This is a genomic window from Roseibium denhamense, from assembly GCF_009711415.1.
GTDB classification, from domain to species: domain Bacteria; phylum Pseudomonadota; class Alphaproteobacteria; order Rhizobiales; family Stappiaceae; genus Roseibium; species Roseibium denhamense.
In genome coordinates this window covers 1-24992 of sequence record NZ_SMLZ01000101.1, presented here as the reverse complement: position 1 = coordinate 24992, position 24992 = coordinate 1, and the positions used below count along the sequence as shown (strand labels likewise).

Sequence of the window (24992 nt, the reverse complement as noted above, 5' to 3'; positions counted from 1 at the left end):
TCAATGATTTCAACGCAAAAGACGACACATAATGAATTTGAATGAATGCGACACGCGCTAGAACAACGGCTTCAGAGGGTTTGACATCCACAATCGTCCTAAACCCCTGAAGAAAGCCGATGTGAGAGACATCTCTCACATCGGCTTTTCTTTTGGCTGGAGAATTCCTGCAGACCCTGTAGCGTCTCCTGCCTGGATTGAGTAGCGATGCGGTCAATCAGACTGGGCGTTGCTCTAGGCAGGGCGGCTTTCAGCAAGAAGCAGCCCGCCGGAACCCGGCACCGCTTCTACCAGATCTGAAAGCTCGACCCGGTCACGGCCACTATTTTTCGCTTGATAGAGGAGTGAGTCCGCAGCGCTGAGGGTTGTCCCGATATCGGTGCCGCCGCGCGTCCTGACCACACCGGCACTGAAGGAAAGAGCCAGCTCGCCGGAACCGAGTTCTGAAGAAAATTCTGCCAATCCCTCCGCAAGGTTTCGAAGAGCCTGCAAGGTCTCCTGTGCCTTACTGTTTGGTATTACCGCGGCAAATTCCTCGCCTCCGATCCGGCCGATTAGCGTATCCGGAGGGAGGTGGCTTCCGCAAATCTTGCCAAAATGCTCCAGGACCTTGTCGCCGGCCGAATGACCGAACCGGTCATTGATCTTTTTGAAGTGATCAAGGTCAATCAGGACCACACAATAAGGGTTTTGCGTGACTGCCGCGGTACCGTTCAGGAACCGCTCGGCCTCCTGGTAAAAGGCGCGCCGGTTCGCCAATCCGGTCAACCCATCTGTCTTGGCCTGCTCAAGAAACTTGTTCTGTGTGCGTTCGATTGCCATGGCAAGGATCATCACGGATGAAATCGTAAAACAGATGATCGTCTGCATGATGAAGCCGTTCATCGTCAGCGACTGGAAACTGTTGATGTATTCCGGGAATTGCTGCGCCGTGAAGGAGACCAGAAGATGCAAATAGCCCAGCGTTTCCAAACAGGAAGCAAGCCCTAGTCCATAGGCCGCATTCAGCTTTTCCCGGTTCAAGGTGAACGCAAGGACCGATGTCAGGGCGGTGGTCGACGCAGTAAACGTGTGGACGTATGCGACCCGCAAAAACGCGGAATTGGAAAAATCCGGAAGCTGATAGAGAACAAGCCAGGCAATGCCGGGGAGGAGGGCAAGCCGCCAATCGCATCGTTTCCCGAAAAAGCGCATCACGGCAACAGGTTTCAGGCAGGTTCCTGAAACAATGAGCGTGTTGGCTAGCCCAATGCTTAGGGCATCAGGAATTTGACCTCTCATGGCGATCAGAATTGAACCGAGGGCAATCGAAACAAGACAGGCGGACCACAAAAGGCAGGCTTGTTGAACGGCGTCAGCCTTGTGTCTGCTTGTCGATATGAAAAACACAAGAATACCGGCCGCAGTGAGCTGCGAGATGGCGAGCGAAATAAAGAGTGTTGCCGTATCTAACCCCATTCAGCCCTCACGCGGCCTGTGCTCTGAGAAGTCGGCGTTCAGGCTTCTTGGTCCGGCGGGCCGGATCTGCGCACAAGCGATACATCTGAATGTGACGTCCCAACACAACTTAAACCACACCAGTTGAGTGTAAAACCCGATTTTGGACGTCCATCCTCCAACATAACGGCTAAAGCTCCGTTTACGGACCAAAGCCCAAAGATCGAGCTGCCTGGTCTGCCGCGATATGTGGGGGCCGTAAGTCCCGGCGAGGAGCGTGCCAAGGTGCCTTCCGTTTTAGGGGGGCTTGTGGTTTGCCAGCCAGGCACTGGGGGAGACGCCTTTTAAACGCAAGAACTCGCGGTTGAAATTGGATTTCGTGTTGAAGCCGCTGGCGTAGATCGCAGCTGTCACCGAGCTGCCTTCGACCATGAGTTTGCAGGCGTGGCCGATCCTGAACCGGTTGATGTAGCGCGGCAGGTTTTCGCCGGTGGCCTGATTGATGCTGGCCGAGAGGTGTTTTTCTGGAATCGTCAATTGGCGGGCAAGCTTGCGCAGCGTCAGATCCGGATCCAGATAAGCTTCCGAACTGCGCATATGCGTCTCGAGTTTTTCCAACAGCTCCGGATCATCATGTTGCGGGCCTGCGGTCTTGCTGTTTGAGGACGCTGGTCCGCGCTCATGCTCGGAAGGTGCGGGTCTTGCCACTGTTTCGGACAGGCTGATCAAGGCAATGACAAGCAAGAAGACAACTGAATACGCAGAAACCAGAACCGGCCGAACTGTATCCGGACCAAGAAGGATAGCTGTCCCGATCAGGATGTCACCGAGCGCGGAGAGAAGAAGTGCTCCGGCAACGCAGCGCCATAAATAAACGGCCCGTTCACTGCCTTCCAGCCGGACCAAGGCCAAGCTGTCAGACCCTCGGCGCAACTGCACAAGGATTGCTGTGCCGTACCCGGCAAAACTCATCACCAGAAGAGTGTCGAGGTATTGAGGTGCTGCAAAGAAACACAAGGCGACAGCAAGCGGTGGAAGCAGATGAAGTCCATCCGGAACGGCCTGAAGCGGACGAACGGAATTGGCGAGAAATGTGAGATAGGCAAAGACAGCGATCGCGGCGGCTGCAACCGGCTGTACGGGCGCGAGATAGGTCAGCCCGTAATGCTGGTTCAACGCTATGACCGCGCTTTGCACGGCACATAATGCCACCAAAGCAACAACCATGCGCGACGTGTCTGCCAAAAGGACCGCGCGGACTGCGAGATAGGCAAGGACAGCGGCTGTAAACAGCGGGACTGGTAAGGAAATCATTGTAGCTTGGGCTTTTCGGGCGTGAGCAGATTGGCCAGGTGCGGGCGGAACAGTGAAAGTCTGTCCGATATCGGGTTTCGGGACGTCCTGAAACCGGATTTAGGACGTGGGATGGGACAAGATCAACCAGCATCGGCTCATCGTTTAAAACAGGAGCCTACTGGTATGATGACCGTATCCCCCTCGTTTCAGAAATTACAGCGGTTCTGCGCAATGGCAGCGCTCACGGCCTGTCTTGCGCCTTCGCTGGTTCATGGTGCGGATCACGCGGGGTTTGCCGGTTATGACCGGTTTGACGTCAAGGCTGACCATCGCAGTGGCCTGCTGGCTGCTTCTGTTTGGTATCCAGCTGGAACCCGGACCTATGTTGCGCCGGTCGGAAACGGCCCGGTTTTTCAGCCGACACAGGCGTTGATCGGAGCCGGTGTTCGGGACGGGGCCTATCCGCTCATTGTCTTGTCGCATGGCTCGGGCGGCAATATGGATTCCCTTGGCTGGCTATCCTCCGAACTGGCCAAGCGCGGGGCTATGGTTGTCGCGGTCAATCATCCTGGCAGTACATCCGGGGACAGCTCGCCGCGCCGGTCCGCCCGGTTTGCAGAACGCGTCTGGGACCTGTCAGCTGCCATTGATCATGTGCTCAACGATCCCGCCTACGCTGCGTTCATTCAGGAAAACAGGATCTACACCCTAGGATTTTCGCTTGGCGGGATCACCGCGCTTCAAAGCGTCGGCCTGGAATTTGAGGCCAGGCGTTTGGGGGATTATTGTGCCGAAAACCCGTCCGCACCGGGGTGTGACTTTTATGGCAGCGGAGGCGTTGATTTCAGAAAAGTTGATTTCAACCTGACCGATGGCAACTTCGCAGATCCACGGGTTGCCGGAACCATCTCAATTGATCCAGGCTTTCCCTCAGCCTTCACCCAGTCAAGCATGGATCAGATGAAGAAGCCCACACTTTTGATCAATCTGGGATCGCAGGACACCATCTGGCGTGAGGTCAATGTGGGCGAAAACGGCGCCCAATTGGCAAGCCGCCTTCCAGATGCCGATCTCGTGGAGATCAGTCCGGCAACACATTTTTCCTTCCTGGGCCTGTGTAAACCGGAAGGCGCTAAAATCCTTAGGGAAGAGCACGATGATCCCGTCTGTGACGAGCCGACCGGCGCTGACCGCGCGGAGGTGCACCGGCGAGTTATCCGGGCGGTCAGTGGCTTTCTAGACCTGTCCTCTCCGCACTGATGCTCTGAAGGTTGCGATGCACAGACAGGCGGCGGGGGCTCTTGAGGAACTGCAGACCTTTGGGGCCCAGCCCCTCATTGCTTCCGGCTAAGGAGCATAAGTTCCACCCGTTTGAGTTCCCGCAAAATCCTGTCTGCCTGCATTTGCGGCCAGAGGCTGAGTTTCAGGTTCATGGCCATTAGCAGCAGGGTCGAAGAAGTAATGCCCCATTTGACGGCAGGCAGCGCGTCCGTCGCCGCGAAGAACTTGGTCATGCACCATATGCCTGCCAAAAAGAGCACGATCTGGACCGCCATGATCAACCATGTGACCCAGCCAAGTTTGCCCCGAAACTGCTGCAAGCCGAGCGCAAAATATCCTAGCTCTTCGGTATTCTTCAACAAGGCACGGTCATCGTCCTTCATGGCCTCTTCGATCAATTTGTCGAGTTTATCCATCGTGATGTCCTTCCAATATGTCTCGCAGGGCCGCACGGGCTGCCATCAGCCGCGTTTTGACCGTTCCGATTGGGATGTCCAAAGCCTTGGCGACTTCGGCAACGCTGAGATCTTCCAAATAGAAAAGGGCGACCGTCGCTTCCTGGGCCGGAGGCAGGCACTTGATGGCCCGGCGGACGGCCGCCGCATCCAACACCATGTCCACGCCAGGTTCCTGGGCTGACACTGCTTCTGGAGCCAGCTGCTCAGCAAGTTTGCGCTCCGTTTGGCGGGTCCTGATGACGGCGGACACCCGCCGGGAGACGATACACAGAGCCCATGGCAGGAAGGCCGTTTCGTCGTTCAAGCCAGGCAAGCCCCGGATAATCTGTATCCAGGCTTCCTGAACGATGTCACGCGCCGCATCCCGGTCGCCCGAGAGCCGAACCGCATGGGCGAACAGACGAGGCCCCCGCAGGTCGACAAGCTTTCCAAGTGCCGTCTTGTCACCGGCCTTGGCGTCGAGCACAAGAAGGGCTTCCAAGGCCCTGACTTTTTCCTGCCGGATGTTGCCCATTTAATCCTCTGTGCCTGTCCGGTGACAGCTTATAAGTGGCTGCTAGACGTATTTTGGTTCACGTGGCTGGAAGATTCTTCTGCTAGATCAGCGGGCGGTAAATCGGATCCGATCTACCACCCAAAGCTGATCCAATATGGGGTGATCGAGCAACTTTGGCCGTTTTGACCCAAATGCCCGGAGCTTCTTGTGGCATGGATCGCTGAGGCGGGCTCGGCATGGCCGGTGCAAGGCGAAGAAAGAAGAACGCTGCTGAACTGCCGTGCATTTTTACGTTGAAGTCTTGTAACCTCAAACCATTGATCCACTTATCGTTCAATCCTTTGCTGGCGAGAAAGAGTCCCGGACCCCTTCATGGATTCGATTACACAATTTGCACTGGGCGCCGTTGTGTCCACGGCCTGTCTTGGTCCGAAAATCGGCCCGCGCAAAGCCGCATTGATTGGCGGAATGCTCGGCACCGTCCCAGATCTCGATGTCTTTATTCCCTTCGATGATCCGATTGACAGCTTCGTTTACCACCGGGGCTGGACGCATTCCGTTTTCGTGCATGCACTGGCAGCGCCAATCTTCGGCGAAATACTGGTCCACATGTTCAAGGGGCTGCGTGATCACCGCTGGCTGGCGTATGTGACGGTGTATTTGTGCTTTGTCACCCATGCCTTCATCGATGCGATGACCGTCTACGGAACCCGGATCTTCTGGCCTTTCTATCCCGATCCGGTCGGCGTCGGATCTGTCTTCATCATAGACCCGCTGTATTCGCTTCCCCTGTTGGCGGTCGTTGTTCTCGCGCTGTTCAAAGGGAGCTGGTCACGCTGGTTCGGACGGATGACCGCAGCGGTTCTGATCACAACGACCGGATACATGGCTGTCAGTGCCGGGCTTCAGCACCTGATCGTCTCCGGTGCACGTGCTGATCTTAGCGACAAGGGAATCCCGACAGATCGTGTTTTCGCAATTGCGGCGCCCTTCAATATCCTCCTCTGGAAGGTCATTGCCATCGAGGACGACCGGTATCACAACCTTTACATATCGATTCTCGACCCGGATGAGCCGCCACGCCTGTACACTCATTCCCGCCACCCCGAGCTGGTGGCATGCTTGGAAGATACGCCAGCCTATCAGAAGCTCGACTGGTTCAGCCGCGGGTTCAACCGTGCTGAGCTGGTGGAGGGCAGGGTGGTCATGTCGGATCTGAGGATGGGGCTGACACCAGCCTATGCCTTCCGCTTTGCGATTGGCGAAGAAACCGACGCGGGCATAGTTCCGATCCCACCCGAGCGGAACTTGTCTTTGCGCCGGGTGGATGATGAAGATTTCGGCTGGCTGGGCGACCGCCTGCTCGGGCGGCCGTCAATCCGTCAAGCTGAGACGGGTGCCCAATCCTATGAAGCTCCCGGAGCGACCGTGACTGCAAGCTCCGGTTCCGTCTGTGCGCACGGCTGACCGGCGGCCCTCTTGTAACGGGATCGGGCGTTTCTGACAAAACGCCCGATCCGCTGACAACATGACACTTGTTCGTCACTGTCCTGAGTCTGAAGCTGTTCAAGGGCATGCGGTGACATGAGCCGAACGTCAGCCTCAGGTGACTTAGTAGGGAATGCCGGTCTTCCGGTACAGGAAATGCAGTAGCCACGCCGGGCCAATCAATAGAAACTGGATATCCTTGAAGAAGGACGGCTTCTTGCCCTCGATCTTGTGGCCGACGAACTGACCGGTCCAGGCCACGACAAAGACGCCGAGCGCGGTTTGCCACAGCGGAAACGGGAGCCCGTATCCCGAATTGATGAGCGAGCAGATCAACCCGATCACGGCCATGCCGAAGGCCAGCGGTATCGACAGGGTTAGGTAATAGATTGTTGCCAGTGCAATGACGATGGTCGACCAGTTCAGGTAGGGATAGGCTTCAAAAGCAGCCGGAACAGGCAGGGACCATAACAACGCAGTGACCGTCCATACGATCACCGGAACGCAAATCCAATGAATGAACTTGTTGGTCGCGTTCTGGTGGCTTTCGCCATATTCATCAAGCAGAGCGTCTATTCTGCGGCCCGCCGGTTCATTCCGAGTATGCGTGGTCATTGTCACCTCCCATGACGTTAACGGCATGGGGTACTAATTTGATCGATTGATCAAGATAAAGCAATCAAGAATTGCAGGCTTTTTGATTGGGGACGGGCAGGCCTGGGGACAGTCCAGTACCATGCGTCTCCGACAACCATTCACCTCGCGTATGGCTGCTGAATTGTACGAGGGACGGGCCACCGGCAAAGCCAGGAAGGCCGGATCACTGGGCATCGGTTGTGGCAGGCGGCGGCAGGACCAGCGCGTTCAACACGCCCGAAGGGTCATGGACCTGGGGCACCTGGGCACAGTCCATGTCATTGCCGCCTTCAACCGGCTGAGTTTCTTTCAAGGAAGCACAGATCGGGATGGCTGCCTGGCGGGTGCCGGACGCAGCAACATGAAGAGCATCCAGCAAGGTGCCCTCGGCTTCTGTCAGCGCGAGGGCGAGATGCTTGGCAAAGAGGGAGATGGTTCGGTCCGCGGCATAATTGGCCTTTTGCCCCGGACCGGCCGAAGTGATCAACGCTTCCGGGCGTTCATCAGCATCGACCACATGACTGTCGAGCAACTCCGGGTCAACAGGATCCGAATTGCTCGTATCCAGCAGCACAATGACCTCACCTGCTGGAACGGTGTGTAGCATCGCGGCAAATGCGGGGGCGGATACGAAAAGTCCCTGTTCAATGGCCTCATCGGTCGAAGCCGGTTGTTCTTCGGCCCAGAGTTGGAGAACCTGGCGCAAAGCGGTCCCGTCGGGCTGCTTCAAGACCGCTTCGGACGGAACATTCGCATAAACGATCAAGCGGCTGGTCCCGTCCAGTGATTGGGCAAGTTCGGTGAGCGCAAGCTTCAAACCGGCTGCCGAGGCTTGTTCATTGATCAGGATCTGAGTGTTTCCATCGCCAACTTGCAAACGTTCAGAAATGGCGTCCGCCACTGTAACGGTGCTGTGTTCGCACACTTCGCCGGTTTGCGGGTTCCAAGGCGGGCAAACGCCGATCCCCAGCACATGGTTTTCGAGCACCTCGCCGTCAGCTGCAGCTGGGGCGATTACCGGCCCGGTCAGGCCAAGGGCAATTCCCAATACGCCGCAAACAAGCCGTATCTGCCCGCTTAGAATTCCGTGCAAGGTCATTGTGTCTCCCTGTCGGACAGAGCAGCGGACGTTCTGTCATAAACACCCAAAGATGCTCATCCACTCCACAATCGATCAGCTTTTGGCGGTAAATCGGGCCTGATTTAACGCCCAAAGCTGATCTAATCAGGCCGGACAGTACGGTTTATGACACAGTCAGCTGAACGTGCGCTAAAGAAATAGCTGAATATCCATTCAACAGGGACGCGATTTATTAATCAACTTTATTCGGAATTTTGACCGCAAGAACTTGGATTTGGCCAAGGAAAATCGAAATTCCGAGCAAGATTATTCTGGTCTTGGTTAGAGCTGCATCCGGTTTCTCTTGCCGGCTCACGGCCGTATTCGCCGAAGCTTCTGTATCAGCTTTGCGATTGTGGGAGCTATCGTTCCAGATCGGAACCTCACCAGAAAATCGACCCCATGTGCAGACTGTTGGATACGGCGCATCCAATAAATGGCAGCGGCGCGCACTCCGCCGGATGCAAGCAGAGAATTCATGGGTACCCTCACCAATCATAATCTGCGTGCAGCACGGCCACGGTTCCAGCGCGCCGCCGTCAGGACCCTCACATAGAGGCAGCTGCCTCTTGACGGCCTGCCGTCACAAGGCGGCGCACGACATTATCGATGATCTTGTGGCCGGCGTCCTGGTCCAGCGACATGATCGATTCCGGATGAAACTGAACCGCCGCAATTGGTTCCTTCTGGTGCTCGATTGCCATGACGACACCGTCATCCGTCTGAGCCGTTACCCGAATGTCGCTGGGCAGCGTGTCGCGTTTGGCAAACAGCGAGTGATAGCGGCCAACAATGACCGGGGCTGCCAGACCGTCGAACAATAGCGAATTGCCGGCTGTTTTGACGGGCGATGGTTTGCCGTGTATCGGCACATCCAATTGACCGAGTTCGGCCCCGAAATACTCTGACAGGGCCTGAAGGCCGAGACACACCCCAAAAATGGGTAAGCCCCGCGAGCGGGCGCGTCCAATCGTGGCGGCGCAGTCGAAGTCCTTCGGATTGCCAGGACCGGGCGACAAGACCACAAGGTCCGGATCAACATCATGAAACACATGGTCGGCCACAGGCGTCCGGTAGGTCGTCACCTCCGCACCTGTTTGCCGGAAATAATTGGCAAGTGTGTGCACGAAACTGTCTTCATGATCGACCAAAAGGATCTTCAGGCCCTTGCCCGGCTTTGCCGCAGCCGCCTGTTCGGCCTTGTTCACGGCAAGCCCGGCCTCCCGGACCGCTGCCCGCATGGCCTCCGCCTTGAGCTCTGTTTCGGCTTCTTCATCTTCCGGAATGCTGTCATATAGAAGCGTCGCCCCGGCCCGGATCTGTGCGGTTCCATCCTTGATCCTGACGGTCCGGAGTGTCAGCCCGGTGTTCATGTCGCCATTGAAGAGCACGGCACCAATCGCCCCGCCATACCAGGCCCGGGGGGATTTTTCATGATCCTCGATGAACTGCATGGCCCACCGCTTAGGCGCACCGGTCACGGTGACAGCCCATGTGTGGGAAAGGAAAGCGTCCAGCGCGTCCATATCCTCGCGCAACACGCCTTCAATGTGGTCGACCGTATGGATGAGACGGGAATACATCTCGATCTGGCGCCGGCCGATCACCTTCACAGACCCTGGCACGCACACGCGGCTCTTGTCGTTCCGGTCAACGTCCGAACACATGGTCAGCTCCGCTTCGTCCTTGGCGGAATTCAGCAGCTTCCGGATCTGCGCTTCGTCTTCGATGGCGTTCTTGCCGCGACGGATTGTTCCCGAAATAGGGCAGGTTTCAACGCGGCGCCCGCCGGTGACCCGGACATACATCTCTGGGGAGGCGCCAACGAGATATTCCGCATTTCCAAGATTGAAGAAGAACGAGTAGGGCGAGGGATTGATCTGAGCCAGCCGCCTGGACACTGCGGAGGGCGGGTTCTGGCAAGGCTCGTAGAATGTCTGGCCGGGAACGGTTTCAAACAGGTCGCCGCGCCGGAAATAGTCCTTGGCCTTTTCAACGAGGCGCGCATACTCGCCAGGCTCATGGTCGCCCCGGCCGGGATCTTCATTGGCCGGCTGGTAGGGATGCTGTTCCCCGGTTCGTGCCATGCCTTTCGTGGTCTTCCCGTTTATGACAAAATCATACTCAAGCACATAGGCGCGTTTGCCATGGTGGTCGACGATCAGGATCTCGTCGGGAAGAAACAGCACCACATCGCGCTGATCGTCCGGCCGTTTCAGCTTGAGATCGATGGGTTCGAACTGGAAGGCAACGTCGTATCCGAAAGTGCCGTAAAGGCCGAGCTGGTCATCGTCGCAGGCGAACAGATCTTTGAGAGCCCGAACGATGGAAAAGGTCGAAGGCTGACGCGAGCGTTCTTCCTCCTGGAACAGGCGGTCTGGTGTTTTGACCGTCAGTTCGATCAGATCGCTGGCGGCCTCGAAGCTTGCCACGTCCGGGTGTGAGCGGAGCGCGGCTTCGATTGCCGGCAGAATGACGCGGCCCCGGTCATTAAGAGCGCGGATCCGCACATTGCGGTCGGCCGCCTCCATGACAAGCGGCGGGTTCACCAGAGCCATGTCCCAACGGGTATAACGGCCGGGATACTCATAGGAGGACGCAAGAACCGCTCCCAACTCAGAGTCCAGACGATCAATCCAATCGGATGTTCCAGCCTCATAATCGGACGGACGCGAGGTGCGCAGGATGGTAATCCCGCCCGGAGTTTCAAATGTCTGATCTGCCAGCGCCGGCATGGTTGCTTCGTTCCCGTTTCTGGTGGCCGCCCTTTTAAGACTGGCGGCCTTATAATGCACCAAGGCCGCCAGCGGTATCCCGCGGCGGCCTTGGTGAATGTCATCCCGTCAGAGCATGAGTAATCGCAAGCCGCTTATATCGCGCCGCGCCACCACCATACTGCTTTCAAGATCATCTTCATGCCCTGAGCCTTAGCGGAACGCTGCGCTCAAGGCAACGGAATTATCACCACGGTTCAATCGATCGCGGGTTGCCCGTCATCGAGTGTCTGGTTTTCCCAGTCTGTCAGACCATACTTTCGCATGATCGCCTCCAGCTCTCCGCTCGACCTCAGCTCCTGCATGCCTGCCGTCAAATGCCCCGCTATGGTTTGCGAGCCCGGTTTGGCCGGGGACAGTGCAAGATAAAGACTGTCGCGTGTGAACGTCTCTTCAAGCCGGAAGGCATCCGTCAGGCCGAGCTCGGCGGCCTTGTAAGCAAAGGAGTTGATGTCTTCAACGATCAGGTCGAGACGGCCCCGGTCCAGGGTCCGGATATTCTGTTCCAGCGCCCGCGCGCCGCCGGTGTAGGTGATTTCCGAATAGCGCTGAAGATCCGCTTCTATCGCCTCACCATAACTGTAATCGATGATCAGCCCTGCGGAACGGCCTTCCAGCGATTGCGGGCCGGTATAGGTCCAGGGGTCGGCTGCCCGCACAAACAAGCCTATGGTATATTCGCCCTGCGGCGCGTCCGGAAATACGAAGCCGGGTGCTTCCTCGGGAGTTCCCGCATAGACCCCGTCGAACTGGCCGTTCCGTGTCAGCAGGAGCGCGCGGGCCCAGTTGATCTGCTGATACCGTATTTCGTACCCCAGAGGCTCTAAGATGGCGGTCACGATCTCGACCATGTAGCCGGGTTTTTCGGAACCGGGTGCGCAATTGACCGGGCACCATTCATCGGCGGCAAATGTCAGCGTTTCGCCCCGGACGGCCGCCGAGGAAAACATAATAGCCAAGACACACAGTCCTGTCCGTAATCCTGACCGGAGGTCAGCCACATGCGGCCTCTTCCACAAAGTTTAGAGCGACTATGGACATGCTAATGGTGAAGCGGTCTGAAATCCAGTCTTGCCGCGTGGACCGCCGATCCACCGCTTTTGCAAGGAAGCTCTTGACCCTCCTGCCGGGATGCTGTTTTTGCAGTGCAGCGAAGCCGCCCTGGCGGTTTTAGATGCGGCCGCCATGCAGGCCAAAGTCAAGCACCAGTGAGGGTCATATGGAATCCTTCGATCTCATCGTAATCGGCAGCGGGCCAGCAGGCCGCCGGGCTGCCATTCAGGCCGCAAAATTCGGCTATGATGTCCTCGTTGTTGAGCGCGGGCGGCGGGTTGGCGGTGTCTCAGTGCACACCGGAACGATCCCCTCGAAGACCTTGCGGGAGACTGTTCTCAACCTTACAGGCTGGCGGGAGCGCGGATTTTACGGCCGCTCCTACAGGGTCAAGGACGATATATCGGCAGCGGACCTGCGGGCCCGGCTTCACATTACGCTGGATCACGAAGTGGAGGTTCTGGAACACCAGTTTGCGCGGAACAAGGTGTTCACCGTTAGCGGAGAAGCAAAGTTTGTCGACCCGCATGTGATCGAAGTGGAAGGCGAGGCCGGCGAACTTTTGAGGTTCAAGGGCGACAAGTACATCATAGCCGTTGGGACAAAACCGTTCAGACCTGACTATGTACCGTTTGACGGCGAATACATTCTCGACAGCGATGAAATCCTGGAGTTGAGCGATCTGCCGCGATCCATTGCAGTGATCGGCGCGGGAGTCATTGGTGTCGAGTATGCCTCGATATTTTCCGCGCTTGATGTCCATGTGACACTGGTGGAACCGCGCGACAGCATGCTTGATTTTCTCGACAAAGAGCTTGTTGCGGACTTTACCCATCAGCTCCGGGACCGGGGCATCGCGCTCAGGTTCGGGGCAAAGGTGGAAGATATTGCAAAGAAGGGGCCCGGCGAGTGCGAGATAACGCTTGAGGGCGGCCGCTGCATCCGGTCCAACGTTATTTTGTTCGCGGCCGGGCGCATGGGCGCGACGCCTGCTCTCAATCTTGATGCCTGTGGTTTATCGGTGGACCACCGGGGCCGCTTGAAAGTCGACCCGATGACCTTCCAGACAGAGGTTCCGCATATCTTCGCCGCAGGTGACGTTATCGGGTTCCCGAGCCTTGCCTCGACGTCCATGGAACAGGGGCGGATTTCTGCCTGTCATGCGCTAGGTGAAAAAGCATATGATCCGCCGGAGTACTTCCCATACGGGATCTACGCGGTTCCCGAGATATCGACCGTTGGCATGACGGAAGAGGAAATCCGGGAGCGGGGAATCCCTTACGAATGTGGTGTTGCGCGTTTCCGGGAGACATCGCGCGGCCACATCATGGGTCTTGATTCCGGCATGCTCAAGATGATCTTCTCGCTGAAGACCCGCCGTCTGCTGGGTTGTCACATTGTGGGCGAGGGCGCAACCGAGCTGGTTCACATCGGGCAGGCCGTCCTGAACCTGAAGGGCACGTTGGAATACTTTGTCGAAAACACCTTCAATTACCCAACGCTGGCCGAGGCCTACAAGATCGCCGCACTCGACGCCTGGAACCGCATGGGACCGCTGGAATCCTAGTTATCTGACTCCGAATTGCGGCTTATGTCCCGGCATGCTCTAGGCGAGTTCAGATCCAGGTGACGAGCAGAAGCACGCAGTTGGTCCCCGTAGTGGCCTTTGGCTTTCGATCCGGCTAGGCTCATTTGCTTTTTGCCCAAGATGATTCTGCCGGACCGCGCATGCCTCGAACGCTCCTTCTCAAAAACGCCGACATGCTTGTCACCATGGATGGTAACCGCCGGGAGATCAAAGGTGGCGGCCTGTTCGCGGAAAACGGCATTATCAAGAGCGTCGGGCCATCAGATGGTTTGCCTGGGACGGCCGACAAGGTGATTGATGCCCGCGGGCAAATCGTGCTGCCGGGTTTCGTCAACACACATCATCATCTCAACCAGACCCTGACGCGGAACCTGCCGGCTGCCCAGAACATCAACCTCTTTCCCTGGTTGACGGCCCACTACGGGATCTGGGCGCGGACCTCGCCCGAAGCCTCGCGGACAAGCACGCTAATCGGCCTTGCGGAACTTGCGCTCTCGGGATGTACGGCTGTTTTTGATCACACCTATCTTTATCAGAACGGCAATTCGGTAGATGTCCAGATTGAAGCGGCGCGGGAGCTGGGTGTCCGGTTCCACGCCAGCCGTGGTTCGATGTCGCTGGGCCAAAGCAAAGGCGGGCTGCCGCCGGATGAGTGTGTCGAAGATGAAGACGCGATCCTGGCGGACACCATCCGGGTGATCGACCGGTACCACGATGCGTCCGATGGCGCGATGACGCGCATCGTCGTTGCGCCGTGTTCGCCTTTTTCGGTTTCTGAGGATCTATTGCGTGAGAGCGCGGCGCTTGCCCGGGACAAGGGCGTGATGCTGCACACGCATCTGTGCGAGACGCTGGATGAGGAGCGCTATACGCTCGAGCGCTTTGGCAAACGCCCGGTTGAGTGGATGGAAAGCCTCGACTGGACAGGTCCGGATGTATGGTTTGCGCATGCCATCCATGTCGATGATGATGAAATCCGGCTGTTTGCCAAGACCGGCTGCGGAGCCGCGCATTGCCCTTGCTCGAATATGCGGCTGGCCTCCGGCATTGCGCCCGTCAAAAAATACATGAAGGCGGGTGTGCGCGTCGGCCTTGGCGTTGACGGTTCGGCCAGCAATGACGGCTCGAACATGCTCATGGAAGTGCGCCAGGCCATGCTGCTGGCGCGTCTGCAACTTGGCTTGATGCCGCCGGAAGGGCCGCGCAAGCATGCCCTGCTGCCCGTCACCCATCCGCTGCGCGCAAATGAATGGATGACTGCCAGGGAGGCGCTGGAGTTGGCCACGATCGGCGGCGCATCTGTTTTGGGCCGGAACGATATTGGGTCATTGGAAACAGGCAAATGCGCCGATTTTTTCACGCTTGATCTCAACAGTCTCCAGTTTGCAGGCGGCTTGCATGATCCGGTTGCTGCCGTGGTGTTCTGCGCGCCGCAACAGGTCAGAACAACCGTGATCCACGGCAAGGCAATTGTTGAAGAAGGCCAAATCACGACCATGGATATGGAGCCGGTCATTGCCGAGCACAATCGGCATAGCCACGCGCTTGTGAAAGATCTTTAGCGTGTCTCTGGACGCGGCGTTTCCGTTAGCAGAGCCAGCACCCATCAGGAATGCTGGCCGTTTCAACTTCGTGGTCATCGGCGATCCAGTCGACAATACCCTTTTCGACATTCATGACATTGGTGAAACCGGCCTTATCTGACAGGTATTGCGACAATGCGGCGCTCCGTTGGCCGGTCCGACAAATCAGGATGATCTCATCAGATGCGCTGGAGATGATCTTCTGCAGTTCGGCTCCGAACTGGGGATTGGGCGCGCCGCTCTGGTCGAAAAAGGTGACCAGATGACTTCCAGGCACAACACCGGTCTGACGCCATTCGTCCGGTCGGCGGATGTCGATCACCGGGACGCCTGCCGCGAGCTTGTCCTTCAGGGCCTCATTCCCGATATCGGAAAACTTCTTGGCTTTCACTTCCAGAAGTTCGATCTCGAACTTAAGCGTTGCATCGGGTGGGATCACGTCGCCGGCGCCGCGGGCACCATATCCAAGCTCCGGGGGAATGATCAGCTCGCGTTTTCCGCCGACCTGCATGCCTTCAACGCCTTGTTCCCACCCGGGGATGACACGCCGTTCACCAAGGGTGAAGGAAAAGGGCGTCCCCCGGTCCAGGCTTGAATCAAATTTCGTGCCGTCCATCAGCCATCCCGTATAGTGAACGACAACGGTCTCGCCCACATTTGCCTCTTCGCCGCTGCCTTTCTCAATATCGGTGATTTGAAGCTCTTCCTGGGCTTGCGCGGGAAAGGCCATCAGGGCGGCGGCGAGCAGCGGAGTGATCCATTTGAACATGCGGGTTGTTCCATCGGGTTAGTCATTGCAGTTTGATTGGACCGGACCGTCGGCGATCTCACACCACAAAGCAACTCAAGCCCGGGTGATCCAATGACACAAAACAATAGGCCTGTGAGTTGGAACTGGAAGGGGCACATGTTCGTCCACACCAAATCATCTTTCTCCGCACAAAGGAACAAGGCTCTCCGGCAGGCATTTTTGACCGCAATTCTGATGACCGTGCCATCTGTCGCGGTTGCCGAGTTTCGCATTGGCTTGCCTGTTGATTGCCAATTGGGAAAAGACTGTTTTGTTCAAAACTATGTGGATCTTGATCCGGGAGAGGAGGCTCGGGACGTACTATGCGGCGCGGCGACCTATGACGGTCATAAGGGCACCGATTTTAGATCCTTGAACACCAAGGTCGAGATGGATGTACTGGCCTCGGCCAATGGCGTCGTGAAAGCGCTGAGAGATGGTGAGCCAGACAGATTGGTGACGAATGCAGAGGAACGCGCAGCGGTGTCCGGCAAAGAGTGCGGCAACGGCGTCGTGATCGCGCATCAGGATGGCTGGGAAACCCAATATTGCCATTTGCGGATGGGGTCGGTTGCAGTGCGGCAGGGCCAGGAAGTGACAGTCGGCCAGAAGATCGGGACAGTTGGTTATTCAGGATTGGCCGCTTTTCCGCATGTTCACCTGTCGGTCCGCCGCAAGGGTGCGGTTGTGGATCCGTTTATAGGGCAGGCTGTAAATCCGGCAGAAGCGATGGCAGCCTGTAGTGTTGCGGGCGGACGCAGCGTTTCGCCGGACACCAGCCTCTGGCCGGATCTGTCCGCCAAGCTTCTGGCGGACGCCCGGGGCGTGGTGATCGAGACCGGCTTTTCAGACCGTCCCCTTGCCAGCCTCGATCTGGAAAAAGGCACTGTTCGGGAACCCGGCCGCGATGCTTCTGCGCTTGTCTTTTTCACCCGGCTTATAAACTTGGCACAAGGCGATCTTGTCCGCCTGGAGGTAACGGGGCCAGGTGGCTTCTCCGTTGAAAACACAGGCGAGCCCATGGACCGGAGCAAGGCACAATGGGTTGCCTTCGCCGGTAAACGGCTGACAGCGGCAGCTTGGCCAGCGGGAGCCTATACCGGCAAGGTTTCCCTGATCCGGAATGGACAAACGATCCAGGAGGCGAAAGCTGCCTTCGATATGCAATGACGCGTTCAGGGAGCCTTGCGCTCGTTTGCTGATCGGATGAGTTTTTCAAGTAGGCTGGACAAGGCCTCTTGTTCGTCCGGTGTCAAACCGCTCACGGCATCGTGTTGCGCTTCGATGTAGTCTGGTATCATGTCCTTGATAAGGGCTCTGCCTTTGTCCGTGAGGCAGACGGAAAGTGCCCGCCGGTCCTCCGGATTCGCAACCCGTTCCACAAGACCGGCTTTCTCGAGCTTGTCGATCCGGGCGGTCATTCCCCCGGAACTCATCATGGTTGTCCGGTAAAGCTCCGTAGGGCTAAGGCGATAGGGTGGTCCAGATCGCACAAGGGTTGCCAGAACGTCAAACTCCCCGGTTTTCAAACCAATCTTCGCATAGGCTGGCACCAGATAGTCCGCGCTCATAATTTGCGCGGCTTCGTTAAGTCGTCCGAGAAGCACCATGGGTAACAGTTTCTCAGCAACTTCCGGCATTTCAACTTGCCATTGCCGCCGCGCCCGGCCGGCGCGGTCCAGCAACAGGTCTTCCGGGTCTCCGAAAAGGTTTTTCGGCGTTTTGGTACCTGATGCCATTCGCAATCCCTGTTTGAAGCAGCGGGGTGTCCCTTGGAGAAAGGCCGGGCTGCCAAATTATTTATCTGATGCGCGATTTTGCCGATATTTCAATGGCATGTCAATTAAAGTCAAGAAACTTTAAATCAAGTATCTTGAAACAAAGATAAAATATGCTATCTCCAGCCGACACGGTGCGCCAGCGCCATTGGCCTCAGGAGACGGAAATGAGAAACAAAATGGAGACTGCAGAGCCGGAAATGACTGGTCCGGAGGGCGGCTTGCTTGGCCGCAGCCTGGATCAGCCGGTTGTACTTTTGCTAATGGTCGGAACCTTGCTGGCCGTTGTGACCGTGTTCGCAAAGGCCGCCCCGCAGATCGGCTGGCATCCTTTGGGGCTCTTGCAATGGTCTGTGCTCGGCGGCGCCCTGATTCTCTACACGGTCAGCCGTATGCGGCCGTTTGCCGGAAGAGCAGATACACAAGTCAGCGGCGTCTACCGGTCACATGCATTCTGGCTCTATCTCGCGGTGAGCGGCGTCTTGTTCATTCTTCCGAATATGATCGCGGCCGTTGCCGCCCCGATTGTCGGCGCCGGGTTCGTGTCTCTTTCCTTCGCCTTTCCGCTCGTGCTCACCTATGCGTTCGCAGTCGGGCTAGGGATTGAGCGGTTTCAGATGATGCGGGCCGCAGGCGTTTTATCCGGGCTGGCCGGAGGCGTATTGCTGGCTGTCTCAGGGGCAGACCTTTCCGGTGAGGCAGGGCTTTGGTCCCTGGTTGCCCTTTCGATCCCGGTGTTTCTTGCGATCGGCAACATCTACCGGACTGTCAAATGGCCGGAAGGGGCAAGGCCTGTGGACCTGGCAATCGGAATGATGCTGGTCGGGGCGGCTGCACTTTTTGTCTTCAACGTGGTTAGAGGCGTGCCGATGGTGCCGGAGGCGTGGACACCGGATGCTCTTCTCCTGGTGGCGGCGCAAATTGCGGTGTTTTCGTTCCAGTACGCACTTTACTTCCGCCTCCAGCAGACTGCCGGCCCGGTCTATCTCAGCCAAATCGGCTCGGTTGCCGCTGTCACCGGGCTGGGTCTTGGATACGCCGTCTTCGGGGAAACGCCCGATCTTCCAAAACTCGCAGCCGTTGTAGCTGTTGGCGCCGGCATCGTCTTGGTTACGCTCGGAAAACGGTATTCCTGATCAAGTCTGATGTCAGCTCGAGCTATCGCCCCACAACCAGGCAGCTCCGCGAACACCGGAGCTGTCTCCGTGCTCCGCCTTCCGGATCGGCGTTTCAAACGTATCGGAAAAGACGAAGGGCAGCATGGCCGCGGGGAGGTCATCATAGAGCTCTTCAACATTCGACATGCCGCCGCCCAGAACAAACACGTCCGGGTCCAAGAGGTTGGCTGACATCGCAAGAGCCCTGGCAAGGCGGCTGACATACGCGTCATAGGACGCCTTTGCGACCGCGTCTCCGGCGCGTTTGAGCGCCATGATCTCATGGCCTTTCTTGTCTGTTCCGCTCCGCTGTTTGTAATCCCACTGAAAGCCGGTCCCCGAACACCAGAGGTCGATGACGCCCTTGTGGCCGATCCAGCTGTCGGGCCCGGGAAATTCGTCTTCCGTCATCCAGGGCAGGGCAATGCCACCCCATTCTCCGCCGATGCCGTTCGCGCCCCGGTGGGCTTTCCCGTCTATGGCGATACCTGAACCGGAGCCGGTCCCAATAATGATCGCATGCACGATATGTGCCCCGGCGCCCGCGCCGTCTGTCGCCTCGGACACAGCAAGACAATTGGCATCGTTTTGAATGCGCACCGCGCGTCCGAGAAGCGCTTCCAGATCCTTGTCGAGCGGCTTGCCGTTCATCCATGTGGAATTCGCGTTTTTGACCAATCCGGTCTTGGGCGAAAGCGACCCTGGAATTCCAAGACCAAGCGTTCCTGTTTGCCCGGTTTCCTGCTCGGCTGCTTCAACGAGATCCTTTACGGCCTGAAGACAGCCGTCATAGTCATTTTTGGGCGTGTCGACGCGCTTGCGGAACAGTTCCTTGCCGTCATCGGACAAGGCGATGATTTCAATTTTTGTGCCGCCCCAATCTATACCTAGCCGCATGGTCAATCGATCCGTTTCGGGTGTTCAAAGGCAGCAGAACTGCCGGGTTCCAACTCTTTTATTTGTTTGCCGTAGCTCTTGAACTTCTTCAAGACGGCCGTCATTTCGGCGTCGCTTAAGATGACCGGTTCTCCAATCGAGAGCGCCGACAAGTACTGATCTGCCAGGTCCTCCACTCCTTCAGCAACCGACAGTGCCTTTTGCAGAGTGGGCCCGCCTGCGATTTGCCCGTGATTGGCCAGAAGGCAGGCGTTGCGGTCCCCAAGCGCTGCAATCATTGCCTCCGACAAGGCGCGTGTCCCAAACCCTTCATAGTCTGAACACGCGATCCGGTTTCCACCGGCAAGGGCAACCATATAGTGAAACGCCGGGATACCGCGCCGGTGGCAGGAAAGAGCCGTCGCCCGCGGGCTGTGGCAGTGGACGACCGCTCCGCAACCGGGTTTTGCGAGATAGAAGTCCAGGTGCATGCGCCACTCCGAAGAGGGCAATATGTCTCCCCGGTAACCGCCCGCAAGATCGAGCGCGACGATCTTGTTTTCGTCAAGGTCCTCATAGGGAATGCCGGACGGGGTGATCAGAAAACCGTTGTCGATCCGCGCGCTCACATTGCCGGACGTGCCTTTTGTAAGACCAAGACGGGGAAGCGCGCGCGCCGTTTCGATCACATTTCGGCGCAGTTCATCCGTGTCTTGCGGAAATGGGCGAACAGTTTCGGACGGCATGTCGGAGCCTCAAGGCAGGAAGGCAAGAGAGAAACACCATCTATAAAGGGCATTGCATCAGCTTCAAGGGGAAGCTGGCTGGACAATGCAGGGATGTGGTGCCAAGTGAAGACAGAACAACCGGACTAGTCACCTTTGTCTAAGGTTTGATCGGCGCAGGCCGGAACAGGAGCCGGGCTTCAAATTCAGGTGACCAGGGTGGGTCGCCAGCGAACGAGATGCAATGAACGAATGGGCGGAAAAGCTGGGAAGTCTATTTAAGCGTTCCGCCGAATCGGTGGGGCGGCTGGCGAGGCATGAAACACCCCGGGCATCAAGTCAGCCGAAGCCGCAAGGGCCGCGCTGGGCGGAGGACCAAGCGGCCTCAAAGGATCACTTCGACCGCGGGCCGGACGAAATTCGGCGGGTGGGTAGAGCTGCGCCGGCAAAAAATGCGCCGCAGGGAGGGCTCGGATCTGCGCGTTCCCGAAGAGGGATGGTTTTGCCCTGGATCTGGATCGGGGCAGCTGGTCTTTTGATCACAGGTGTTGCCGCTACGGTCGCCGTAAAGACCTATGTGCGCCCGGTACCCGTCGCTGAAGAGGCCAAGGCCGGGCCAGATCCGCTTGGGCCGCTTTCAGTGGAAACGCGGGAGGCGCTGACAAAGGCAACCCCTGAACTTGGCGCGGAACTCAAGCGCAGTTTCCTTGGGAAACCAGAAGACCTTTGCACCAAACTGGAAGATCTAGGATTGGACAACAGCGGGTGGCGCCGGGCGCCGTTCACCCAAAGCCGTTGGCAATGCGCATCCGATCTCGTGCTCCTGACAACGCCGAGTGTCGACTTCGGTCCTTCAACCCTGTTTTTCCTGTTGCGCGGGCCGACCGCCGGCAAGGTCGATTATCTGCGGCTGAAACTGGTTGTGGAAGATCCGCGTCAGAAGGACATAGGCCTCGAGGCCGTCTGGCTGGTGATTGGCGCGCTGGCAGACCGGTATGGCTGGGCGGTCCCAAGCGAATTCCGCAATGCTGTTGCAGGGTTTCAGCCGCTGGAAATCAATGACCGGGGAATCCATTTGTCCGTGGCGCCGGAAAATCCCGACCTGACCGGTGATGCGCTTGCAAGCCAGCGGTTGAACATCATCCTGAATTTCGGCGAGCCGGATTTAATCCGGCCCGCCGGGAGATTTGAGCAAGGGCCGCCGCTTGAGGAAGCGTGGCGGATCAGGGGCCGGGACGGTCCGGGAGCGGAATAAACTCTTCCGCATCGCCTGGTACCGTGTCGAAGCGGCCCTGTTTCCAGTCTTCCTTGGCCTGTTCGATGCGCTCCTTGGAAGAGGACACGAAGTTCCACCAGATGTAGCGGTCACCATCCATGGGCTCACCGCCCAGAACGACGAACCGGGCCGAAACGGGGCCGGTGTTTTCAATCACGAGCTTGTCGCCCGGTTTGAACACCATCAGCTGTGCCGGGTCGAATGTCTGTCCGGCAATCGAGATTTGTCCAGCGACCGTGTAGATGCCGCGCTCTTCCCAGCCCGCGTCGAGCGGGATCCTGGCGCCCGGTTCCAGCGAGATGTCGGCATAGAACATGTCCGAAGCCGTCTTCACAGGCGCCTTGTGGCCGTAAAGCTCACCGGCAATGAGTTTGACCGAAGCGCCTTTGTCCGCAAACTCAGGCTGGTCATCCGTGCCGAAATGCTGGAAGGACGGATCTCCTTCCTCAAGGTGTTTCGGCAGTGCGACCCAGCTTTGCAAACCGAACAAGGGCCGCTTTGCCTGGAGCCGTTCGGGGCGTTCGCGCTCTGAATGGACGATACCCTTGCCCGCACTCATCCAGTTGAGGGCGCCGGGGTTGATCGCAATTTCTGTCCCGAGGCTATCCCGGTGATACATTTCGCCTTCGAACAGATAGGTCACCGTTGCAAGACCGATATGCGGGTGCGGACGGACATCGATCCCGCCGCCGACCAGAAGCTCGGCCGGACCCATCTGATCAAAGAAGATGAACGGCCCGATCATCCGCCGTTTCGCTGAGGGAAGCGCGCGGCGGACGGAGAAACCGCCGAGATCGGACGTCCTTGGCACGATGATCGTCTCGATCGGGTCGCAGCTTGCGGGATCACCGGGCACGGGATCGGGGCAATTCAACCAGCTCATCAAATCTCTCCACTTGTAGTGTGTCGCGTCTGATCCTCTAGATAGGGCTGGTGGGAGACAAGTGTCTATTGAACAGTCTGTTTCCGGAATAGCTAACTGTCGTCTGAGGCACCTTTAAAAGGAAACCCAGCGCGGTCGGACATGCTGGTCGTGCGAGAAGATCCGCTTCAAACACGTCATTGGACGGGAGCTGCCGGAAGCGAAGCTCGTTAACATCGCTTCCGGTCTGTCTTTTCGTAGAATGCGCGCCAGGTGGTTTACTTGCGGTCAGACCGCACGGACTTTCGTAAGGAACGTGTCTACTTCAGACTGCAGGTCGCGGGACTTATCAGACAACCCGGACGCGGCTTGCAGAAAACTATCGACGGTCTGCTGATTTTCAGCACGGGCGTCGGCGAAGCCGGTCATACCTTCAGACATCTCCTTCACGCGCCCGACAGCGTTTGAGATATTTTCGGCAATCTCACGTGTGGCCGAGTCCTGCTGTTCGACTGCGGAAGTGATCTGACCGCTGATCTCGTTGATCGAGTTGATGGTGTCGCTGATGCTGTTAATGGCGCCGACGGCGTCTTGCGTGGCCGCCTGAATATTGTTGATCTGGCTGTTGATGTTTTCGGTCGCCTTGGCAGTCTGATTTGCCAGATCCTTGACTTCGGCGGCAACGACAGCGAAACCCTTGCCCGCTTCGCCCGCGCGTGCGGCCTCGATCGTCGCATTGAGCGCAAGGAGGTTGGTTTGTTCGGCGATGTCGGTGATCAATTTGATGACTTCGCCGACTTTCGCGGACGCTTCGGCGAGGCCCTGGATCTTTCCATTCGTCTCCTCCGCTTCCTGCGCCGCGCCCTGCGCCACATTTGAAGACTGGGTGACCTGAGTCGTGATTTCCGCAATCGACGAGGACAGCTCTTCGGTCGCCGAGGACAGAGCCTGGAGATTCTCGGTTGTCTCCGAAGCCGTCCGGGCCATGCTTTCGGCCTGCTCGCTGGCGCCATGGGCACTGGCGGTCATCACCTGTGATCCGGCCTCCATCTCCTCGGCCGTTGTGGCAACGGCTTCGGTTACCCCTGCCACCGTGATATCGAGCTGTTCGGCCATGTGCAGCATTTCGGACCGTTTCGCGTGCTCGCTCTGGTGTTGTTCTTCCGCCTCACGGACCAATTGCTGCATCCGGTCCTGCGCGCCGGTCAGTTCCACCATGGCGTTATGGGTCTCGACGAATTGCCGGTTGATCCGGTAGGCCAGCCACCCCATCGGGACCCCGACCAGCACGACATATCCGGCGTGGATGATGAAATGCGCAAGAGCGCCATCCGAGCTGGGCCAGATGTACAGCGGCAGGGCCGCCGAAAAGATCAGGTGATGCACGGCAGCCATGACGTTGATAATGGCGATCGATTTCCAGCAGAAATAGATGACCACCAGTGCATTCAGGACAAAGAAGATCATGTGGGCGTCGAGCACGAACCCGTCGGACAAAAAGCTAGCGCTGTAAACGAGCAGCATCCAGCCGGCGGTCAAGCTGGCGGCAATCGTGTAGCGAGTTGGTGCCGCGATCGGGTCGCGGAAATAGCTTGCCGTGCCAAGAGCCGCGAAGACGGCAGCCAGTCCGGCGGCGGCGACATATTGCGCCCCGCCGATATAGCCGACTGCGGCGATAACAGGTACATAAACCCACAACATCGCCACAAAGGCGCGGCTTGCCGTCAGCCTCAAGCGGGCCAGTTCTGGTGGTGCGGATGTGGGGGCTGTATGTTCACTCATGATCCATCATCCCTGTTCTGGGTCGGTTGGGCGTTGGTCCTCAGTTTGGGCATTCGAGCGTGTAAGCTGCCGCTGACCGGGTTCCTCGGAGGACAGCCAGTTGCAGCCCAGTGGCCCGAAGCCACTCACAACGAACCAGGCACCTGCAGCTTTCACGCGTGCTTCGTAACCGTCGGAAAGCGGAGCGACCGATACGACTGGTGTCGAATTGTTCACGCCTATAAGGGTTGCGTCGGCTTGTAGCGCTGCGGAAACCGCCGCGGATTGCGGGGTCCAGGGCGGAAAAACCACCAGGACCGGGTCGCCGGGTTTGCTGGTCATCACTGTCAGGTAGCCAACAGCAACAATGCCACATAGCGCAATGGCTATTGGCGGAATTAAATGGCGAAGCGAGTCCGGTTTCGGCTCATTCTGTGAAGAGTTCAAAGCGCAACAAACCTCACTTTTCGACAAATTGATTTGAAGTTACGCAGATGAATATTTTGTTTAATTCATGTTTTATTTTACCGATTCGGGCGCTGCCGATCTTATGTTGA

22 protein-coding genes are annotated in these 24992 nt (G+C 57.7%); 7 read left to right on the top strand and 15 right to left on the bottom strand.

Translation table 11 applies throughout. The features are described 5' to 3' along the window. Positions 1-234: 234 nt before the first annotated feature. The gene (locus E1180_RS07415) at positions 235-1458 is read right to left on the bottom strand and encodes a GGDEF domain-containing protein (RefSeq protein WP_155190541.1); all 1224 of its coding nucleotides are present in this window, start codon (positions 1456-1458) and stop codon (positions 235-237) included. Between the two features lie 276 nt (positions 1459-1734). Next, a complete protein-coding gene (locus E1180_RS07410) occupies positions 1735-2751 on the bottom strand; it encodes a helix-turn-helix domain-containing protein (RefSeq protein WP_155190540.1) in 1017 nt (338 codons plus the stop codon). Positions 2752-2916: 165 nt separating this feature from the next. On the opposite strand from E1180_RS07410, the gene E1180_RS07405 reads away from it, so the two are divergent. Then, positions 2917-3993, top strand: a complete 1077-nt coding sequence (locus tag E1180_RS07405; protein WP_208996994.1) for an alpha/beta hydrolase family protein — start codon at positions 2917-2919, stop codon at positions 3991-3993. 74 nt (positions 3994-4067) lie between these two features. On the opposite strand, the gene E1180_RS22190 is transcribed toward E1180_RS07405, so the two are convergent. Next, positions 4068-4430: a DUF6768 family protein gene (locus E1180_RS22190; RefSeq protein WP_208996993.1), complete on the bottom strand. Its 363-nt coding sequence runs from the start codon at positions 4428-4430 to the stop codon at positions 4068-4070. Beyond that, entirely contained in the window at positions 4423-4986 is a 564-nt protein-coding gene (locus E1180_RS07395) for an RNA polymerase sigma factor (protein ID WP_155190539.1), read from the bottom strand. Before E1180_RS07395 ends, E1180_RS22190 begins: the two co-directional genes overlap by 8 nt. Before the next feature lie 354 nt (positions 4987-5340). Between E1180_RS07395 and E1180_RS07390 the strand changes: the two genes are divergently transcribed. Next, positions 5341-6435 (top strand): metal-dependent hydrolase, encoded by a 1095-nt coding sequence (locus E1180_RS07390; protein ID WP_155190538.1) that lies wholly within the window; start codon positions 5341-5343, stop codon positions 6433-6435. A gap of 144 nt (positions 6436-6579) precedes the next feature. Here the strand turns inward: E1180_RS07390 and E1180_RS07385 are convergent, their stop codons facing one another. The 4 genes from E1180_RS07385 to E1180_RS07370 form a co-directional block, all read right to left on the bottom strand. Further along, a complete protein-coding gene (locus E1180_RS07385) occupies positions 6580-7071 on the bottom strand; it encodes an Mpo1 family 2-hydroxy fatty acid dioxygenase (RefSeq protein WP_155190537.1) in 492 nt (163 codons plus the stop codon). Between the two features lie 205 nt (positions 7072-7276). Further along, entirely contained in the window at positions 7277-8191 is a 915-nt protein-coding gene (locus E1180_RS07380; RefSeq protein WP_208996992.1) for a hypothetical protein, read from the bottom strand. Positions 8192-8760: 569 nt separating this feature from the next. Further along, positions 8761-10947 (bottom strand): anthranilate synthase component I, encoded by a 2187-nt coding sequence (locus tag E1180_RS07375; RefSeq protein WP_155190536.1) that lies wholly within the window; start codon positions 10945-10947, stop codon positions 8761-8763. Between the two features lie 236 nt (positions 10948-11183). Then, positions 11184-11936, bottom strand: coding sequence for a substrate-binding periplasmic protein (locus E1180_RS07370; protein WP_244313997.1), 753 nt, complete (start codon positions 11934-11936; stop codon positions 11184-11186). Between the two features lie 269 nt (positions 11937-12205). On the opposite strand from E1180_RS07370, the gene sthA reads away from it, so the two are divergent. Both sthA and E1180_RS07360 read left to right on the top strand, forming a co-directional pair. After that, positions 12206-13606, top strand: coding sequence for a Si-specific NAD(P)(+) transhydrogenase (gene sthA / locus E1180_RS07365; protein WP_155190534.1), 1401 nt, complete (start codon positions 12206-12208; stop codon positions 13604-13606). A 161-nt stretch (positions 13607-13767) separates the two neighbouring features. Then, complete coding sequence (locus E1180_RS07360) at positions 13768-15189, top strand: 8-oxoguanine deaminase (protein WP_155190533.1); 1422 nt, start codon at positions 13768-13770, stop codon at positions 15187-15189. A gap of 25 nt (positions 15190-15214) precedes the next feature. On the opposite strand, the gene E1180_RS22795 is transcribed toward E1180_RS07360, so the two are convergent. Continuing rightward, positions 15215-15979 carry an FKBP-type peptidyl-prolyl cis-trans isomerase gene (locus E1180_RS22795; RefSeq protein WP_155190532.1) on the bottom strand — a complete coding sequence of 255 codons (765 nt, stop codon included), beginning with the start codon at positions 15977-15979 and terminating at the stop codon, positions 15215-15217. 201 nt (positions 15980-16180) lie between these two features. Here E1180_RS22795 and E1180_RS07350 point away from each other — a divergent pair, with 201 nt between their 5' ends. Then, the gene (locus tag E1180_RS07350) at positions 16181-17170 is read left to right on the top strand and encodes a M23 family metallopeptidase (protein WP_196220557.1); all 990 of its coding nucleotides are present in this window, start codon (positions 16181-16183) and stop codon (positions 17168-17170) included. Positions 17171-17175: 5 nt separating this feature from the next. On the opposite strand, the gene E1180_RS07345 is transcribed toward E1180_RS07350, so the two are convergent. Next, a complete protein-coding gene (locus E1180_RS07345; protein WP_155190530.1) occupies positions 17176-17739 on the bottom strand; it encodes a MarR family winged helix-turn-helix transcriptional regulator in 564 nt (187 codons plus the stop codon). 206 nt (positions 17740-17945) lie between these two features. On the opposite strand from E1180_RS07345, the gene E1180_RS07340 reads away from it, so the two are divergent. Continuing rightward, positions 17946-18914 (top strand): DMT family transporter, encoded by a 969-nt coding sequence (locus tag E1180_RS07340; protein ID WP_155190529.1) that lies wholly within the window; start codon positions 17946-17948, stop codon positions 18912-18914. A gap of 12 nt (positions 18915-18926) precedes the next feature. On the opposite strand, the gene E1180_RS07335 is transcribed toward E1180_RS07340, so the two are convergent. Beyond that, positions 18927-19832 (bottom strand): ROK family protein, encoded by a 906-nt coding sequence (locus tag E1180_RS07335; protein WP_155190528.1) that lies wholly within the window; start codon positions 19830-19832, stop codon positions 18927-18929. Positions 19833-19834: 2 nt separating this feature from the next. Next, complete coding sequence (locus E1180_RS07330; RefSeq protein WP_155190527.1) at positions 19835-20557, bottom strand: class II aldolase/adducin family protein; 723 nt, start codon at positions 20555-20557, stop codon at positions 19835-19837. A 481-nt stretch (positions 20558-21038) separates the two neighbouring features. On the opposite strand from E1180_RS07330, the gene E1180_RS07325 reads away from it, so the two are divergent. After that, positions 21039-21791, top strand: coding sequence for a DUF6030 family protein (locus E1180_RS07325; RefSeq protein WP_155190526.1), 753 nt, complete (start codon positions 21039-21041; stop codon positions 21789-21791). Here E1180_RS07325 and E1180_RS07320 read toward each other — a convergent pair. The 3 genes from E1180_RS07320 to E1180_RS07310 all read right to left on the bottom strand — a co-directional run bounded on the left by E1180_RS07320 (position 21760) and on the right by E1180_RS07310 (position 24777). After that, positions 21760-22695 (bottom strand): pirin family protein, encoded by a 936-nt coding sequence (locus tag E1180_RS07320; protein ID WP_155190525.1) that lies wholly within the window; start codon positions 22693-22695, stop codon positions 21760-21762. The two genes, E1180_RS07325 and E1180_RS07320, sit on opposite strands and share 32 nt — an antisense overlap. Before the next feature lie 267 nt (positions 22696-22962). After that, positions 22963-24456: a methyl-accepting chemotaxis protein gene (locus E1180_RS07315; protein ID WP_155190524.1), complete on the bottom strand. Its 1494-nt coding sequence runs from the start codon at positions 24454-24456 to the stop codon at positions 22963-22965. A gap of 6 nt (positions 24457-24462) precedes the next feature. Continuing rightward, on the bottom strand, positions 24463-24777 hold the full coding sequence (locus E1180_RS07310) for a hypothetical protein (protein WP_155190523.1): 315 nt from the start codon (positions 24775-24777) through the stop codon (positions 24463-24465). Positions 24778-24992 lie beyond the last annotated feature (215 nt).